Genomic DNA, 15,630 nt, shown 5'->3' with positions numbered 1-15,630 from the left:
ATGCAGACATGCTTAAGCAGTAAAAGAAATCAGCCATAATCTTTAGAAAATTCTTAATGGATTACGACCTTCTACATTTTTACAATTGATCTGTAAAATCCTGGCCCGCTATAGTTCCTACATCCTAAGAGAAATGTTAGAAGCTGTGGTAATTTTGAAGTTTTGCGTCACAAGGAGCCGTTAGGATTCAGTCTTTTGTGTTTTATATTAACGTGAGTTCGGCCTAAGTAGAAAGTAAAAGTTGTAAATTGTCTTTAGATCTCAAATTCAAAGAAGGTTTTTTTGGAAAAAATGAAAATGCAACTAAACCGCTTAATAGATTAACGACCCAATTGAAAACTCCGAATATTCATAGATTCGATGGCGTTTGTTGTGTAAATCGCCTTACGAAAATTAGGTGGATAGGCCAAAAAAGGAATGACCGATTCCCAATTACCTCTCCGAGGCTTACCGATCATCGGATATTGACTGTCCCACTTGGCAGAAAAATCATAAAGCCATTTCTTAGCCATCGTCCCAAGAATCTCTTTTGTACCCTGTAGATTGATTCCTAAAGCCAAATAGAAGGCTTTGTTCACGACGTGGTTGCCGTCCCTTTACGATCGGCGGGTCCATGATGAGAATCGAATACACCTTATCTAAGGGTCGATTCTGCCATTCGACTACCGTTTCCATGACGGAATCGGTGACTTGAGAGATCAAGATCCGCTGAAACTTCCACTTGATAAATTTCTTTCAAGTGTTCGGATATTTCTCGCGTCGTCATTCCACGCGAATACATCGAGATGATCTTTTCATCGAAGCCGGTAAAGCGTGTCTGAATTATCTGCGGTTCAAAGCTTCCGTTTCTATCTCGAGGTATTTTATCAAAGGAAATAAATTGGAAACCGTAGATTTAAATTTATTAATAAACAACTCTTCATTAGGTAGTATATTTTTATACAAAGTTGGCGCCGCTCCTTGTATTAACTGCATCTCCGCGAACTATTGCGTAAGAAATAACAGTGGTCTTTGCCGAACAGGCTATCAAAAGCAAGACAATTAATGGAACAATCAATCTCAATAGTTTTTCCCCTTACTATACGTATTCAATTGCAAAAATGGCGCCTAGCGAAGTAGCCTTCTCGACGTTTGCGTTCCCGGAACGCCGCATAATTAAGATATGTTAATCGAATAAATCCGAGTGCGTTCCAGTTCTTTCAAATATGATCGAGTTGCCATCTAACTTATAGATCAAAAGCCAATCAGGTTCAATATGGCATTCACGCCGATTTTTGTAGTTCCCGGTTAATTTATGATCTTTGTATTTTGTACTTAATTGAATACCGTCAATTAGTTGTGACATTATCCCTTTGAGTTTCTCTAAGTCTTTCTTGCGCCTTTTCTGTAACTTAATATCTTTATTAAATTGAGTTGTAAAGCTAGGAATGAATTTCATATCTCCAGTTTCTTAAATAATTCTTCTTTAGATTTGACAGACTTTATACCTTTCTTTTTGTCAGTAGCTTCAAATGTTTTTTGAGTTACTTTATTAGGTATTTTAACCGGGAAAGGCAATCCTTTACTAAGTTTAATCTGATGATAGAAAATATTGATAGCTTCTGAAGCAGAAATACCTAAATGATCGAGTATATTTTCTACATCTTTTTTTAAGTTACCTTCAACTCTCGCTCGAATCATTGCTGTTTTTGCCATGATCATTATCCTTTAAGTTGATTGTTCCCCAATTGAGATACATTGTCAAGCTTTAACTTGTTGCTTAAAGATTATTCAAACTGAATAATTCCGATTTTCTGAAAATTCCTGCGGCATTGCGCCTAACGAAAGAGTCTCCTCGACGTTTGCGTTTCCGGAGCGAAGGTCACAAAGTGAGCCTGAACGGAGCGACAGAGCCGTAGTTATGTGCAGTGCCGCATTAATCAGAACATGGATTCATATTCATTGAAGTATTCATTTAAAAATGCTCCTAATTCTAAGCTTACTTCTTCCATTGATCCGTATATTCCTTGACTTGCCAGATCATACCCATCATCAAGTTGATAAATGGTTCCTCTTTCATTATCCGTCATTGAAGATTCAAATTCCAGCAATATCTGATACAATGTTCTCACTATTTTTTCAATATCACTGGGATTGTTTTTGTAGTGATTGTATAGTACTCCCAAAAAACCACGAACAACCTTTTGAGGATCAAATTCCCCTGCCGTCTGCCTTAGCACTGAGACCATGTCATTAATATTGTATGTAGTGGCTATTTCAATATATATGTAATCATCAGAACCATTTTGAATTTTACTATCTGCCCAGTCTATGACGGACGAAACTTGAATATATCCGGATATTAAAGCTATTCTAAATAGTTCTAATTGTTCTTTATTTACCATTTTGCTTTCCACGTCGTATTGAAAGACATACGTTTACTATTGAGACGTTTAATGAAGGCATGAATACCAGGAAAAGCTCTTCTTCACCTGCAGCCATTGTTTATAGCAGGTATCCACTTAGGCCTTTGTTTTATAAAATCTATTTATGTAGCACAATAAATTCCTGCGGCATTGCGCCTAACGAAAGAGTCTCCTCGACGTTTGCATTTCCGGAGCGCCTGTGCGCGAAGGAGTTGACGGAGGTTTGATCAACCTTAGTGAACGATCACAAGCCGAACGGCAAAGCAAATGTGCGGAGCCGGAGTGAGAATCGCGTATCTATCTCGAACGAAGCGAGGAGATGAAGTTATGCGCTGAAGCCCATTTATTAAAATACTAATAGCTTAATATTATCTAAAACTTCTTTCAAAGAAACTTTATTTATCGATTCAATAAACTCCACTTCACGAATAGTCCAATCTAAGTTTTTCACTTGATCAGAAAGAATTACACCATCGATTTTTTTTGATTTAATCAACACTTCGAATGGATAACCTTTAATTTTGCTCGTAATTGGACAAAATATTGCTAACCCAGTCTTTGAATTGTATTCCTTCGGCGATAAAACAAGTGCGGGCCTACGACCTTTCTGTTCATGACCTGCTTGAGGGGTAAAGTTGAGCCAAACTATATTTCCTTTTTCAGGAATATACTTTCTACTCCTTACCAAGCTTCCTTACCTATCGAGTTACCAGTAGATATTTCAGAGTGAAGATTTTGTTTCGTAATTTTAGAAAGTTTTTCTTCTAATGAAGCTTTTTTCATTGGATATATTACAATCTTATCCCCTTCATATTGTAATTCAACGTGGCTTCCGTCATTTAGCTCTAATTCCGTTGCCATTGCCTTTGGAATTCTAATACCTAAGCTATTACCCCATTTTTGAATAATTGATTCCATAATATTCCTATATATACAATGTATATACTTTTGAAAATTTGTCAGCAATTTTTTAGAATCAAACTTAATGATTTAGAAAGGAGTTTCTTTCATTAAGATTTATGGAGTAGTCCCCTGCTTTCTCGATAAATTTTAGTAAGCGCCTAATGAAATAGGCTTCTCGACGTTTGCGGTCCCGGAGCGCTTGTGCGCGACGCGGTTGGCACGAGGTTTGAGCGAACCTTAGTGAGCGTCTCGCAAACCGAGTGACAAAGCAATGTGTCGAAGACCGCGGTGAGCGCGAGCGGGAACCGTGAGTCGCGAACGAAGCGAGGAGACGAAGTTAGGCGCTGGTTAGCATCTTTTAAAGCCAGTTTTCAATTTTAATATCTTTAATTCGAATAAACTCTTTTTCATTATTCGTAACAAGAGTAAGTTTATTTGATAAAGCCTGAGAAACTATTAGAAGATCAAAAGGACCAATTGGTTTCCCTACTCTTTCTAATTCTACGCGAACTTTTGCAGCTTTATTTTTATCTCCACTAATAAACGGGAGGATATTCAAATAACTTAAAAACTCCTCTAAGACTTTCAGATTTCTTTCGAAATGAAGACTTTTCTGAACACCATATCTCAATTCAAATTCAGTAATTGATGAAATAAAGATGTTCTCTAATTTAATCTTTTTAAATTTCTTATAAACAGATTCCGGCTTTTGATTTATTATATAAATGCAGATATTCGTATCTAACAAATATTGAGTCATATTCTATTTCGTTTATCGTAGTCATTTGGTTGGTTTCGATCAATGGTAAAATCTTCAGAAAAATTATTAACGGTATTCCAAAATCGATCAACCGCATCGTCTATTGGTGTTAGAATGACGTTATCGCCATCTTTTCGTATATAAACTTCCTTACCCTTAAAACGATAGTCCTTTGGTAAACGTATTGCTTGGCTGTCGCCATTTTTAAAAATTTTAGCCCTATTCATATATATTTTATTATATATATAATTGTAAGCAAGTCAATGTTTTTTCGCAGATCTGGTCCAAAATGTCTTTTAAAACTTGTTAATAATGAAAACCAGAAATTTTTGCTGACTTGCGTCTAACGACAAGTGATTGTCGACGTTCGCGGTTCTGGAGCGTGCCTAAAGCACGCGGAAGAATTGGCGCAAGGCTTGAGCAGTCGCGTCTCGCGAGCCGAGTGACAAAGCGAATGTGGCTTTAGCCCGGAGTGAGGGTCGCATTAGCGATCCCGAACGAAGCGAGGAGACGAAGTTAGGCGCTGAAGCCCCTTCTCTATTAGAACTAAATTATAGTTTTAATTTTTCTAAAATTTTTATAATACTTTTTAATGAAACTCTTCCATCAGCGACTCCGATTGTAAGTTCATACAATGAATCTTCTTGATCTTCTATTTCAACACCGTTTAAATCTAAGAAAATCAGCGCGGAAGCAAGTGCTACTCGTTTATTTCCATCTATAAAGGCGTGATTTTTACAAAGGTAAAATAAATATGCAGATGCTTTTTGAATTAGCCCAATATGAAATTCTTGATTATCAAATCCGGAAAGCGGTTGAGCGATCGCCGACTCAAGGAGGTTTTTTATCTCTAATTCCATAAGAACCGCCGTATTCTTCTATTTGGTTCTTGTGGATGTAAAAAATCTCTTCGTAAGATAAATATCTAATAGAATCCAAACTCATTCAGCAAGTCGTTTAAGTGTCTTGCCGTGTTTTTTATTTATTTTTCCAAGACTTGTTTCTAATTTTCTGTCAATAGGTGTAATGATTAAGCTTTTACCATCAGTACTAATATCCAAAAAAGTATCTGAAGTAATATCTAAAAGTTCAAGATTTGGTTTTTCAATAATTAATGCAGAACTATTACCGTGTTGAATTAGTTTTTTGACCATATTTTAACTCGTTACAACATAGTATATACAATAGTGTTACAGAAGCCAACCCTTATTTGGCTAACAATTTAAGGGTTTGTCCCTCTCATTTTAAATCTTGTATTCAAAATTATTTTTGGCGTTATTTCGCATAACGAAATAGGTTTCTCGACGTTCGCGGTTCTGCAGCGTGCCTAAGTACGCGAAAGAATTGGCGCGAGGTTCGAGTGAGCCTTAGCGAACGGCCCGCAAAACTTGTGATAGCTTGCAGATGAAAGAGGGAGGTGGATGTAGGGTTCTATCTTTTTACCTGATTTAATTTCTTAAATGATCATAGGGGAGAGATTGGTTTTTTTGAAAGCTCCCGAACGGATATTTTTTTTAAGTTCCATTAGTTGACTAATTGTTTCAGATAACAAAAATTCATTGTACGTCTTGTTGAAGTTTTTCCGCGAAACGATCTCGATGGGCCAGCGTCAGACCCGACAGTTAAGCGCTGTTGAGTTTGTTCAATATTTCAATAACAGAAAACTTGAGATCCTTTAACTTATCTTTACAAATACTGAAAATAATCTCATGATCGAGACCTTCATAATGATGTGAGATAATATCTCTCATTTTCATTATTTTAACCCAATCAGTCTCCGGGTATTTGCTTAGAAAGTTTGGATCTAACTTAAAAATTGATTTGATATTATCTCCAATCGCCTGAAGCCTCATTGCGGATAGAGTCTAGAATGGTAATTCCATCTTCAGAATTGATTAAATCATCCGGAAATCTAATTTTACTAAATCTTGTTTCGATGAGAGAAATTGATTCTAATATAAACTCAAATCTTTCTTTAATTTCTTCAGACATTAATTAAATCTTTCTGAATTCGATTTAAAAAAGAAGGCTTAATTTGGCTTCTTTTCCTAACTAGATCAACGTGACGTTCAAATATAGATTCTAGAAAGATCTGCAATTCTGCTACTGAATCGAAATCAGGCTCTTTCATCTCCACCAAGATATCAACATCACTATTTGGGTTAATATTATCTTTTGCAAAAGAACCGAAAAAACCAATATGAAGAACTCCAAAATCGGCTTGGAGCTTTGGCTTAATTACAGAAAGTTTTTGCATCAATTCTTGTTTGGTTTCAACTTTCATATGTAAAATTTTCGATCGCATGAGAAAAAAGTCAATAAGAGGAATTAGTATTTAATCTTCAAAAATATCGAATTTCACCGAAAATTCCGGGTTTTTTCGCTCAAATTATAGAATTTACGAAATGGGCGCGTAACGAAGTAGGCTTCTTGACGTTGGGACCGCAATCGCACCTGTGCGCGACGCGGTTGGTACGAGGTTCGAGTGAGCCTTAGCATCGTCCCGCAAACCGAGTGACAAAGCAAATGTGCGGAACCGCAGCAGTTAGGCGAAAGTTGTTTATTTTAATCAAATAAGTAATTCGCTTTAACAGCGGTCAAAAACTGATCGCAATCAATTAATAATCCAAACGTAGCGTTGTAATAATTATAATTTTCCAATATAATCGATTTAAGATCGCGAAATCTAAATATCGTCGATAGAGCTCGCGAAACTTCGTGGTTACCATCTTCAGTATCTCTTAATTGTCCGCGAATGTATTTTAGATAATTATTAATTTTCTTTGTTCTTGTAGTTATATTAGTATCAAGGTATTCTTTTTCGAAATTATTCGATAAAATAATCTCCCTTGCTACGGAACTGAAATATTTAATCCACTGAGTATTTGTTTTGTATCTTTTAGCGCCCTCCTTAATTCCAAAAGAATAAGAAAGCAATACATAATAGTTGAGCCGTTGCAAGCTCATTAATAATAACGTAGTCTGCATTTTTATATCAGTTGTTTTGTTACTATTTATTGCTTTTTGAATTAACCCATCATCATAAAAATAATAATTGAGGCTTTCATATCTTTTATATTTGAGAAGATTTGTAAGTAATTGATTCATTATTTCTTATTAAAAAATTTAATTTAACAACTTTCACCTAACGAAAGATAATTGTCGAAGTTCCGCGTGTCAGAAGGACTTGGCGCGAGGCTTGCTTTGTAAGACGAGTGACAAAGCGGAATTTGGCGAAGCCCAAGCAAGGTTCGCAAAGCGATCCCGCAGCACCGCGACAATTTTCGGTTATGCGAGAAGTGGGGGCATGGATTATTTAACTTTGCGTATTGAAATACTACGTTCAGTTCGAAGATCCTTTGCGGATATCCATAGTGAATCGATTTCGACTCCAAATGTAACTTCAATTTGAGGTTCTCCGCGAGGAAGTCTTGGTATGTCGACTAACTGGAATTGACCGAGGCTATTGGCACCCGAAGTAACCGGAGCAGTGCCAGAGAAAATACTCAGAAAGATTTGCTCCTGATTATCGGATGCAGTAGAAAAAACTTGGGTCACAGAGTGAGGTATCGTAACTCCTTTGCGTATAATTGGCGTAAACACGCCACCGAGCGTTTCAATACCAAAGTCATAAGCAAGATGTCCGTCGGGTGTGCGGCTCGTTTGCCCAACAACTGTATGCGTCGGTGCTAAGAGTAAACAGTTGGCGATAAATGCCAACGCTAATAAACAAAAGATTGAGGTTCTCATATTCTATTTGAGTAATTTTTCGTCCCATTTCGCCTAACGAAAAAGAGTCTCCTCGTCGTTGCGGCTGCAAGCGCTTGTGCGCGACGAAGTTAGGCGAAGCGACGAACTTCGTTAGAAACTAATAAAATTTCCATAGATCCAACCATAAGTCGTTGTCACTCCTCCGTAACAACCTAACCTAGTAGACACGAAATACCAATAATTATTCCATTTTTCGATTTTATACATACTTTCTGTTCTGGCAATTATCTCGACAGAAAATCCTTTTGGTAATTTAATCTGCTTAGAAAGATCTGAATCGCTTTTAAGATCTTTTAATCTGTCTTCCATACATTCTTCGGAAGATAATTGGTTAAAAGCAAAGAACTTAGAATTTACATTTGCTTTTTCTCTAAAAAATACATCCGAATTTACTGTTCCAATTGTTCTTTTCGTTGAAACGACTTTTTGATCTTGAATTTCGTATTTATGATCTGGTGGGTTAATGGAATTTGGATTATAGAAATTTACTGCTTTAACATTTTTAGATTTTCCTTCACACGCAATATATTGCTTTGGAAGATAGTCATGTTCTTTAAATTTCAAAGTACATTTGTATTCTCGTCCTTTAAGCCGCGGGTCGGAAGAATTCTTAAACTTAAATAATACCATATTAATTTCAATAGTATAATTGGTTTCACCGGAAATGACGGGTTCTGATTCTTCATGAAAGATCAGCGTCCCGTTTTCATTAAATCTTATAGAGTCGCCATTCGAAGTATTCCATACCTTAACAGCTAATAGTTGTTGTTTTAAACTATTTGTAGCCTCTTGTGCAATCAAATTTGTGACGCAGAAAAGTATGATAATTATTGATTTACTCTTTTTAATAAACATCTGATTTCCTTTTAGAATAATATTTCGTCGTTCGCCTAACGAAATAGGCTTCTCGACGTTTGCGGTTCTGAAGCGCGCGAAAGGATTGGAACGAGGTTTGAGCGAACCTTAGTGAGTGTCTCGAAAGCTGAGTGACAAAGCAAATGTGCCGAAGGCCAAGCAAGCGTTGCGGAGCAATCCCGAAGCGCCGCGAGAAGTCGCAGTTAGGCGCCGTAGCTGAACAATTAAATAGAAAGTTCTTTTTGAAGTTCCACTTCTTTCTTAAGAACCTTGTTAATGATAGAATTTAAATCTTTACCTTTAGAAGAGGCAATTTTGGAAAAATATTCCTCAATATCGTTATCAAGATATATCGGCAAATGTATATTTTTTTTGTCTTCTATAAAAAAAACGCCTTTTTTACCTTTGGAGAAATCGTAATGTTTTTTCATTTCTTAATCTTTGCCTAATCTTTGGAGGTATTCTTTTTCTTCCAATTTATCAGCTTTTCTGGCGGAAATTATTCTTAACTTTTCTTCTTTTTTATTAGATTTGTCTACAAAAACAACTACGATTACAGTAAAATTTTCAATTTTCCCAAGGACAAGCCACCTTTCCTCATTTTCTGAATGATCTTCATCGGGAATGTAGATTGCATCTTTATCTAAAAAGACCTGAGAAGCTTGTTTAAACGATATTTGATGCTTTTTAAAATTTGAAGAATTCTTCTTATCATCCCATTCAAAAAGCATTTAGATTAGAAATATTTTAGATGAAGTTCTAGTAAATCAGAATATTTCAGCAATTTTCTTTTTGGAATTAAAATAGTTTTAAGCTATGTCGACTAACGAAAGAGTCTCCTCGACGTTGCGGGTCCAAGCGCCTAAGCGCGACGGACTTGGCACGAGGTTCGAGCGACCTTAGTCGCGTCCCGCGAACCGAAGTGAGGAGCCGCAGTTATGCATCAATACACCGGGATTTCACCCACATTCGAACTAAAACGAATAGCTATATCTTTTTTCATTCTATTTTTAAATCTTTCTAATAACACGCTTTCTCGTTCCGGTAAATCAATAAGTATCGCTTCCTTAATATTAATCATGTTCTTGAATACCTCAGAATCAATTTGATTATTATCGCTTGGAAACGAATATCCCATTATCACTAATCTTTCGACTTTCGAGGCCGCACTTTTAATGAAGTCATTATAAGTATTTATCGTTCCTTCTTTTTCAAAGGCGAATTTGATATAGTTTTTTACAGCCGAATTTGAATATTTAAGAATTCCATAATATCGAATAGCCCTTAGAATTATTTTTTCCAAATTTTGATAGGCCAAATATTGTCCATAATGGTTCCACTTTCTATATGAATCATTAGGAACTAAATAACCTGCTGATCCATTTAATTTTATAATTGTATGCGTGTCTTCAGTATTAACTGAATTGGCACCAGTATTTTCATTTCCAGGTATGACATTTAAAAGTTTTAAAGCGTAATGAAATTTATGTTCATTTGCATAAATGCTTTCTATGTGCTTACAAAAAGACAGCTCAAATTGATTGTCGTAATTCCAGGAGAAAATAATCGGGTTGTTAAAAAGTTGAGTGGGGCTATCGACAGATTTTATCAGTTGAGATAAAAAATTTCTTATACGCGGACTAATTTTCGAATCGTAACCGACAAGATTTGAAGAATGATTTATACTTTGCTCTACTAAGAAATATGAAGATATAACATTTTTGATCTTTGCCAAAACCTTCGGTTGATCTTTGTTTTCTATAGCGTATGTATCAATGGGAATTCCACGGCACTCCTCGGCAATTTCACGCCAATCTTGCAGGCAAATCAAGAGCCAAAGGAATGCTCTCTTTACTAATTCCAGCACCAAAATAATATCCAATTCTCATAATAATTAAATTTGCATGATTGCGTCTAACGAAATAGGCTTCTCGACGTTTGCGGTTCTGGAGCGCGTCTAAACGCGCGTAAGAATTGGCACAAGGTTCGAGTGAGCATTAGCGAACGTCTTGCGAACCGAGTGAAAAAGTAAATGTGCGAAGCCGGAGTGAGAGTTTGCAGAGCAAATCTCGAACGGAGCGAGGAGACGAAGTTAGACGACGTGTTCCACAAATTAGGATATTATTACTTCTCATGTTTGATTAAAAGTCGAATTATTGCATGGTAACTCGCAAGGTAGAAATGAAACATCCAAGAGTACCATATGTTCTTATCATAATTTCCTTTCTGACTTGGATTATGATGTCTAATTGCGAAATTATTAGCAAGATCGAAAATCAAGGCGTCGTCCTTTTTATCTAAAACTTTTTCTAATTTTTTAGTTTTTCGTAACCATTCAAAAACATCTGCAAGTTCTCTAATTGTTTCCTTTCTATCATTTAGGGATTGATTTCTAGTTCTCCATTTATGAATGGCATTTATTACTTTGTTATCAACATGTTCGACGTCATAAGGAAGTATGTCTGCACACAAAATATTTTTCAATGCTGAGTCGCCTAATGATAAAATTTCGCCTCTATCATTTAATTCAAATCCATCTCCGTAATCAATTAAGAACATATTTACAATTTCAATATATTCACTTTGACCTTCTTTCTGGCTATAAGATCCGTAATCCCAAATCTGAAATCCAGCATCAGTATCAAATGGTTCCATGCTTCCAGGCTTAGAAACTTTATCAAAAAGAAATTCGATAGTATCGAATATCCGATCCTCAGTGATATCTTCCTTTTCCCATTTTGTAATTGGGAACGACTGAAAGGAAAGTTTTATAGCCGCTTCAAATTTAATGGCTTCTGATAAAAACTTTTTTGTTATTCCTGACTGTTTAAAATAATCTTTATCACGAAAGTAGAGATATAGATTTTGAAACTTAAAATATAAGTCATTTAAAGTTAATCTATTATTTTGATTTCGAGAGGAAAAATATTTTCGGATCATGAATTTTACTGCAAAAGAATACTTTGGAACATGTCATCTAACGAAATAGGCTTCTCGACGTTGCGTCCGCAAGCGCTTGTGCGCGACGCGGTTGGCACGAGGTTCGAGGCGCCTTAGCGCCGTCTCGCGAACCGAAGTGACAAAGCAATGTGGCTTTAGCCCGAAGTGAGAAGCCGCAGTTAGACGACGTAGCAAAATATTAAAGTAATCTAATTTTGAAGCGGCAATTGGGGCATTTGACGAAATCATCGTAGAAAATTTGTTTATAGATTTTGATATCAAAGTCAAATGATTTATTGCATTTGGCACACAAAAAAGGAATATCTTTAGTTACATTTTTTCCAATTGATCCTATTGGTTCCACTATCTCATCCCAATCTGAATTTTCAGCCCAAATTGCAAATCCGGCAAATGCTTTTAGCGGTAACGTATCAGCTTTTTGCGGATCAAAAACTGTAAACTTTCCAATAATGGCTTCAATGACATTAAAAGTATAAAATAAAAGAAAAGGAACAGTGCGGTAATAGTGAAACCATAACGAATTGATATCTTTTCCATTTAGGAATATGAAATTGAAATTGAAGGGTTCTGTCGCGATAGGGCCAAATGTTGTGATTAAATGATTTGCTCTTTGCCAAAGTAATTCAATGCCATATTCGCAATGTTTGTTGTAGCGAACATCATATATGAATTCCGAATCAAAGATTGGTTCATAAGGACATTTAGCAATAGCATTTGAAATAATCTTCTTTTTTGTAGTATCATCAAAAATCTTTGAGTTTGAAAGATTTAATTCATTGGGATCTTCGGACTTTAATCGCTCATAGAAGTCAATATGATTAGTTGCTAACATTTCAAGGTAAAATAGGCTTTCTTTGAAAGGTTTTCTTAGTATTGCATAAGCTACTGTTAATTTTCCTTTTTCGGAACACTTTAATGATTCATAAATAAAGTGTAGCATATCACTTAATAAAGAATGATATGAAAGTTTCGTTATTAATTCGTAAAGTTCATCTTTTTTGTCTCTTTCCTCCAGGAATCTGAAAGTATCTTTTTTAGGAATTTTAGAAAATTCTTCGGATGTTTCTTTATCATTAAATTCCAGTTTAGTACTTAGAATACCATTCTTCTCGAGATCATGAATAGTTGAAAGCATTGCATCATGAAAGAAGAAAGCAATATTATGAGATTCTATAAATTGTTCAGGTAATATTTTAGGCATGTTGTTTTGCAATGTCGTCTAACGAAGTAGGCTTCTCGACGTTTGCGTTCCTGAAGCGTGCCTAAGCACGCGAAAGGATTGGAACGAGGTTTGAGCGAACCTTAGTGAGCGTCCCGCAAACCGAGTGACAAAGCAAATGTGCCAAAGGCCAAGCGAGAGTTGCGGAGCAATCTCGAAGCGCCGCGAGAAGCCGAAGTTAGACGACGGTCTGGTTTGATTGTTGATACTTAGAATCATCTAAATAAGGCATATGAAAGGATCGATGAAACTTTTCTACCTGAAACATAAACGTAAACTGCATTGATGGGTAGCCAAGACTTCTCAATTTACCAGGATAACTGATATTAAGCTCCTTATCTGTAACGTAAATATCTGTTGTATTCTTCTCGACTTCATCTGGAAAAAATATTTTTGGAAGATGGATAATATTACTAAGAACGATATTTATATCATTTGCATTTAACTCGATTTCACGATTTTTAATTAATTTATGATTGTAAGAAGATTTAAAATGTCGTCTGAGATGTTTAAGTAATTTTTCTAAAATATCAAATAGAAGCATTATATTATGCCTTAATTGATAATTATAAGAAAATGCCGTTGTTTTTCCTAAAAATTTTGGATGAACCGATTCAATTGGTCCAATTGAACCATCGGCATCGACACCCTCTATATAATAACCGGGAACAACTATATCACTATAACGACCTACTATATATCTAAGCCTAGTATTGCCATGTTTTATAAGATTTATTTGATCTTTCCAATGGCAGGAATGAAGAACCGTATCGGATCTAAATTCAACCGCACTTTTAACCTTAGCATTTATAACCCATTCTGAAAGCGTTTTATACTGAATATTGTCTGGTTTACAAATACTCTTTAATACCCAAAAACAATCGTCATAAAGACTATTAAAATTCAAAAGTAAATCGCTGGTCGCTTGCAGGACCTCATCAGGAATTCGATAATTAAGTTGGTGAGCATTTTTATGAAAACTTGTTAAGGAGTTTAAAAGTCTTTTATATGTTCCAAATATTTTTCCTAATGAATGATTTAGAATGTCAAATGGATGTCTAAGTGAATACTCTGAATAGAACAAATACTGACTTGGAATTTGATCTAAATAAAGAATTACTTCAGGGAAAGTATAATTTTTAGCCTCCGTCTTAATTTTTACTTTCATAAAATGAATTTTCAGACTGTCGTCTAACGAAAGAGTCTCCTCGACGTTGCGGCCGCGAGCGCTTGTGCGCGAAGGGACGATGAGGTTCGCTCGTCTTTAAACATCAAAGCGAACCGAAATCGAGCAATGTGGCGAAGCCCGCAGTGAGCCTGAGCGGGGACCGCGAATGGCGAACGAAGCGAGAAACCGAAGTTAGGCGCCGTAAATTAAGATTTAGATTCATTCTTTTTTAATAGTCCCTCAATTAAATCTTTCAAAGAAGACAAATCATAATTTGGAAATGAATCAGCATTATCTGAAGCGCTAATATTAACGCTCCAGTCTTTAAAAATTTTTGAAAATTCTTCCCGATCTATTTTCCCTTCAAATACCTTAATATATAGATCTCCATAATTTATCGCATGAATTCGATTCATCAATGTATCTACTAAATGTCTTTTGCTATTATAGAGGTTAAATAAGATCTTGCTAATGATTCCAGTGACCGAAAGAACTAATATTTTTTGTAATAATTTCAAAATAATTGAATATGAAAATAATTCAGTAGTTCCTTGAATTATATAATCTATACCAATAATTGATATTAATGTTCCAACAATCAGAATAGAAATTGAAAAAAACAACGAGATCGTCGCCATTTTAGATTCATACAACTCGCGATCTTTTAGATCATCAATAGCATCCTTGATATAGCTGCCTATTTTTTGTTTATTTTCATCTGTTAAAACTAATCTGCTAGACGATAGTTGAAATAATACTAAACTCTTATATGTTTCTGCTATATTATTTGCAATTTGATTTTCCGACAGTTCACTACCGTCGACTGTATCCGGGTCATTTATGATTTCTCCATGAAGAGGATTATTAAGTAAGTATATAGCGAAATATTTTCCTAACTCCCTTGTAGCATTACGATAGTAATTGATGATGGCCGAACGTCCGTGCATTTCTGGGTCGGAATAATCTAGAAAACAAATAACTCCTTGAAATTTGTCCAACTCATTTAACAATAAATGTCGATTTGATTCTGAATCGATCGAAATATCGGGAAGATTTATTTGTGAATCATAGTTTCTACTATAAAGCTCCGTCCTTATTTGTTTTATAAAATCTAAGGTATAGACTGATGAAATAAGTAAAAATTTTGTCATTTAAATTATCCTGATTTATGGCGCCTAACGAAATAGGCTTCTCGACGTTTGCGGTCCTGGAGCGCGCTAAACGCGCGGAAGGATTGGCACGAAGGCTTGAGTGAGCCTTAGCGAACGATCACAAGCCGAGTGACAAAGCAAATGTGCCGAAGGCCAAGCAAGGGTTGCGGAGCAATCCCGAAGCGCCGCGAGAAGCCGCAGTTAGGCGATGTTCGCCCAATCAAAAGCAAACTGCACTTTCGAATAAACGGGTCGAGCGCGTGATCGTTTCTTTATTTACAATGACACTTTCGTAGAAAGCAAAACCCGTTTTTAAAGTCCAGAAGACCAAACTGAAAGATTTGAAACTTCAGTCTGATCATTACTTCTTCAACTGGATAAAGAAACAAAGCAAGATCGCATCCCCATCCCAAGAAAACGCGCTCGACCCGCCCACA

General features: G+C 35.8%; 22 protein-coding genes and 1 pseudogene. All 23 read right to left on the bottom strand.

The window, feature by feature from the left end:
* Nucleotides 1–344: 344 nt before the first annotated feature.
* Nucleotides 345–865 (bottom strand): annotated as a pseudogene (locus LEP1GSC194_RS22080) (transposase); the annotation flags it as partial.
* Between the two features lie 300 nt (nucleotides 866–1,165).
* Nucleotides 1,166–1,438 carry a type II toxin-antitoxin system YafQ family toxin gene (locus LEP1GSC194_RS20360; protein WP_017810011.1) on the bottom strand — a complete coding sequence of 91 codons (273 nt, stop codon included), beginning with the start codon at nucleotides 1,436–1,438 and terminating at the stop codon, nucleotides 1,166–1,168.
* Nucleotides 1,435–1,695 carry a type II toxin-antitoxin system RelB/DinJ family antitoxin gene (locus tag LEP1GSC194_RS20355; RefSeq protein ID WP_036043935.1) on the bottom strand — a complete coding sequence of 87 codons (261 nt, stop codon included), beginning with the start codon at nucleotides 1,693–1,695 and terminating at the stop codon, nucleotides 1,435–1,437. Before LEP1GSC194_RS20355 ends, LEP1GSC194_RS20360 begins: the two co-directional genes overlap by 4 nt.
* Nucleotides 1,696–1,919: 224 nt before the next feature.
* Nucleotides 1,920–2,384, bottom strand: coding sequence for a hypothetical protein (locus LEP1GSC194_RS20350; RefSeq protein ID WP_017810009.1), 465 nt, complete (start codon nucleotides 2,382–2,384; stop codon nucleotides 1,920–1,922).
* 367 nt (nucleotides 2,385–2,751) lie between these two features.
* On the bottom strand, nucleotides 2,752–3,093 hold the full coding sequence (mazF, locus tag LEP1GSC194_RS20345) for an endoribonuclease MazF (protein ID WP_017808331.1): 342 nt from the start codon (nucleotides 3,091–3,093) through the stop codon (nucleotides 2,752–2,754).
* Nucleotides 3,087–3,323, bottom strand: a complete 237-nt coding sequence (locus LEP1GSC194_RS20340; protein ID WP_004503974.1) for an AbrB/MazE/SpoVT family DNA-binding domain-containing protein — start codon at nucleotides 3,321–3,323, stop codon at nucleotides 3,087–3,089. The genes mazF and LEP1GSC194_RS20340 overlap by 7 nt, the downstream gene beginning before the upstream one ends.
* Nucleotides 3,324–3,666: 343 nt before the next feature.
* On the bottom strand, nucleotides 3,667–4,068 hold the full coding sequence (vapC, locus tag LEP1GSC194_RS20335) for a type II toxin-antitoxin system tRNA(fMet)-specific endonuclease VapC (protein ID WP_036043931.1): 402 nt from the start codon (nucleotides 4,066–4,068) through the stop codon (nucleotides 3,667–3,669).
* Nucleotides 4,065–4,295 carry a type II toxin-antitoxin system antitoxin VapB gene (vapB, locus tag LEP1GSC194_RS20330; protein ID WP_036043928.1) on the bottom strand — a complete coding sequence of 77 codons (231 nt, stop codon included), beginning with the start codon at nucleotides 4,293–4,295 and terminating at the stop codon, nucleotides 4,065–4,067. The genes vapC and vapB overlap by 4 nt, the downstream gene beginning before the upstream one ends.
* Before the next feature lie 324 nt (nucleotides 4,296–4,619).
* Nucleotides 4,620–4,928 carry a type II toxin-antitoxin system death-on-curing family toxin gene (locus tag LEP1GSC194_RS20325; RefSeq protein ID WP_020775380.1) on the bottom strand — a complete coding sequence of 103 codons (309 nt, stop codon included), beginning with the start codon at nucleotides 4,926–4,928 and terminating at the stop codon, nucleotides 4,620–4,622.
* Nucleotides 4,929–5,009: 81 nt separating this feature from the next.
* A complete protein-coding gene (locus tag LEP1GSC194_RS20320) occupies nucleotides 5,010–5,222 on the bottom strand; it encodes an AbrB/MazE/SpoVT family DNA-binding domain-containing protein (RefSeq protein ID WP_036043927.1) in 213 nt (70 codons plus the stop codon).
* Nucleotides 5,223–5,690: 468 nt separating this feature from the next.
* Complete coding sequence (locus LEP1GSC194_RS23330; RefSeq protein WP_231384456.1) at nucleotides 5,691–5,921, bottom strand: HepT-like ribonuclease domain-containing protein; 231 nt, start codon at nucleotides 5,919–5,921, stop codon at nucleotides 5,691–5,693.
* Complete coding sequence (locus LEP1GSC194_RS23325; RefSeq protein ID WP_020775342.1) at nucleotides 5,896–6,060, bottom strand: hypothetical protein; 165 nt, start codon at nucleotides 6,058–6,060, stop codon at nucleotides 5,896–5,898. The genes LEP1GSC194_RS23330 and LEP1GSC194_RS23325 overlap by 26 nt, the downstream gene beginning before the upstream one ends.
* Complete coding sequence (locus LEP1GSC194_RS20310) at nucleotides 6,053–6,352, bottom strand: nucleotidyltransferase family protein (protein ID WP_036043925.1); 300 nt, start codon at nucleotides 6,350–6,352, stop codon at nucleotides 6,053–6,055. Before LEP1GSC194_RS20310 ends, LEP1GSC194_RS23325 begins: the two co-directional genes overlap by 8 nt.
* A gap of 281 nt (nucleotides 6,353–6,633) precedes the next feature.
* Nucleotides 6,634–7,176: a hypothetical protein gene (locus LEP1GSC194_RS20305; RefSeq protein ID WP_036043923.1), complete on the bottom strand. Its 543-nt coding sequence runs from the start codon at nucleotides 7,174–7,176 to the stop codon at nucleotides 6,634–6,636.
* A gap of 204 nt (nucleotides 7,177–7,380) precedes the next feature.
* Nucleotides 7,381–7,818, bottom strand: coding sequence for an Hsp70 family protein (locus tag LEP1GSC194_RS20300; RefSeq protein ID WP_036043921.1), 438 nt, complete (start codon nucleotides 7,816–7,818; stop codon nucleotides 7,381–7,383).
* A 111-nt stretch (nucleotides 7,819–7,929) separates the two neighbouring features.
* Entirely contained in the window at nucleotides 7,930–8,694 is a 765-nt protein-coding gene (locus tag LEP1GSC194_RS20295; RefSeq protein ID WP_020775361.1) for a hypothetical protein, read from the bottom strand.
* Nucleotides 8,695–8,918: 224 nt separating this feature from the next.
* Nucleotides 8,919–9,125: a hypothetical protein gene (locus LEP1GSC194_RS20290; protein WP_020775355.1), complete on the bottom strand. Its 207-nt coding sequence runs from the start codon at nucleotides 9,123–9,125 to the stop codon at nucleotides 8,919–8,921.
* 3 nt (nucleotides 9,126–9,128) lie between these two features.
* Nucleotides 9,129–9,425 carry a BrnT family toxin gene (locus tag LEP1GSC194_RS20285; protein WP_017808008.1) on the bottom strand — a complete coding sequence of 99 codons (297 nt, stop codon included), beginning with the start codon at nucleotides 9,423–9,425 and terminating at the stop codon, nucleotides 9,129–9,131.
* A 212-nt stretch (nucleotides 9,426–9,637) separates the two neighbouring features.
* Nucleotides 9,638–10,576, bottom strand: coding sequence for a hypothetical protein (locus LEP1GSC194_RS20280; protein WP_231384457.1), 939 nt, complete (start codon nucleotides 10,574–10,576; stop codon nucleotides 9,638–9,640).
* Nucleotides 10,577–10,818: 242 nt separating this feature from the next.
* Entirely contained in the window at nucleotides 10,819–11,634 is an 816-nt protein-coding gene (locus LEP1GSC194_RS20275; RefSeq protein WP_020775374.1) for a hypothetical protein, read from the bottom strand.
* A 199-nt stretch (nucleotides 11,635–11,833) separates the two neighbouring features.
* A complete protein-coding gene (locus LEP1GSC194_RS20270; protein WP_020775366.1) occupies nucleotides 11,834–12,856 on the bottom strand; it encodes a hypothetical protein in 1,023 nt (340 codons plus the stop codon).
* A gap of 196 nt (nucleotides 12,857–13,052) precedes the next feature.
* A complete protein-coding gene (locus LEP1GSC194_RS20265) occupies nucleotides 13,053–14,042 on the bottom strand; it encodes a hypothetical protein (RefSeq protein ID WP_020775381.1) in 990 nt (329 codons plus the stop codon).
* Nucleotides 14,043–14,248: 206 nt separating this feature from the next.
* Nucleotides 14,249–15,193 (bottom strand): hypothetical protein, encoded by a 945-nt coding sequence (locus LEP1GSC194_RS20260; RefSeq protein ID WP_020775377.1) that lies wholly within the window; start codon nucleotides 15,191–15,193, stop codon nucleotides 14,249–14,251.
* Nucleotides 15,194–15,630: the final 437 nt, after the last annotated feature.

The sequence above is a fragment of the Leptospira alstonii serovar Sichuan str. 79601 genome, assembly GCF_000347175.1.
Lineage (GTDB): Bacteria > Spirochaetota > Leptospiria > Leptospirales > Leptospiraceae > Leptospira > Leptospira alstonii.
The sequence above is the reverse complement of the archived record's forward strand: the minus strand, read 5'-3'. Positions and strand labels throughout refer to the sequence as shown.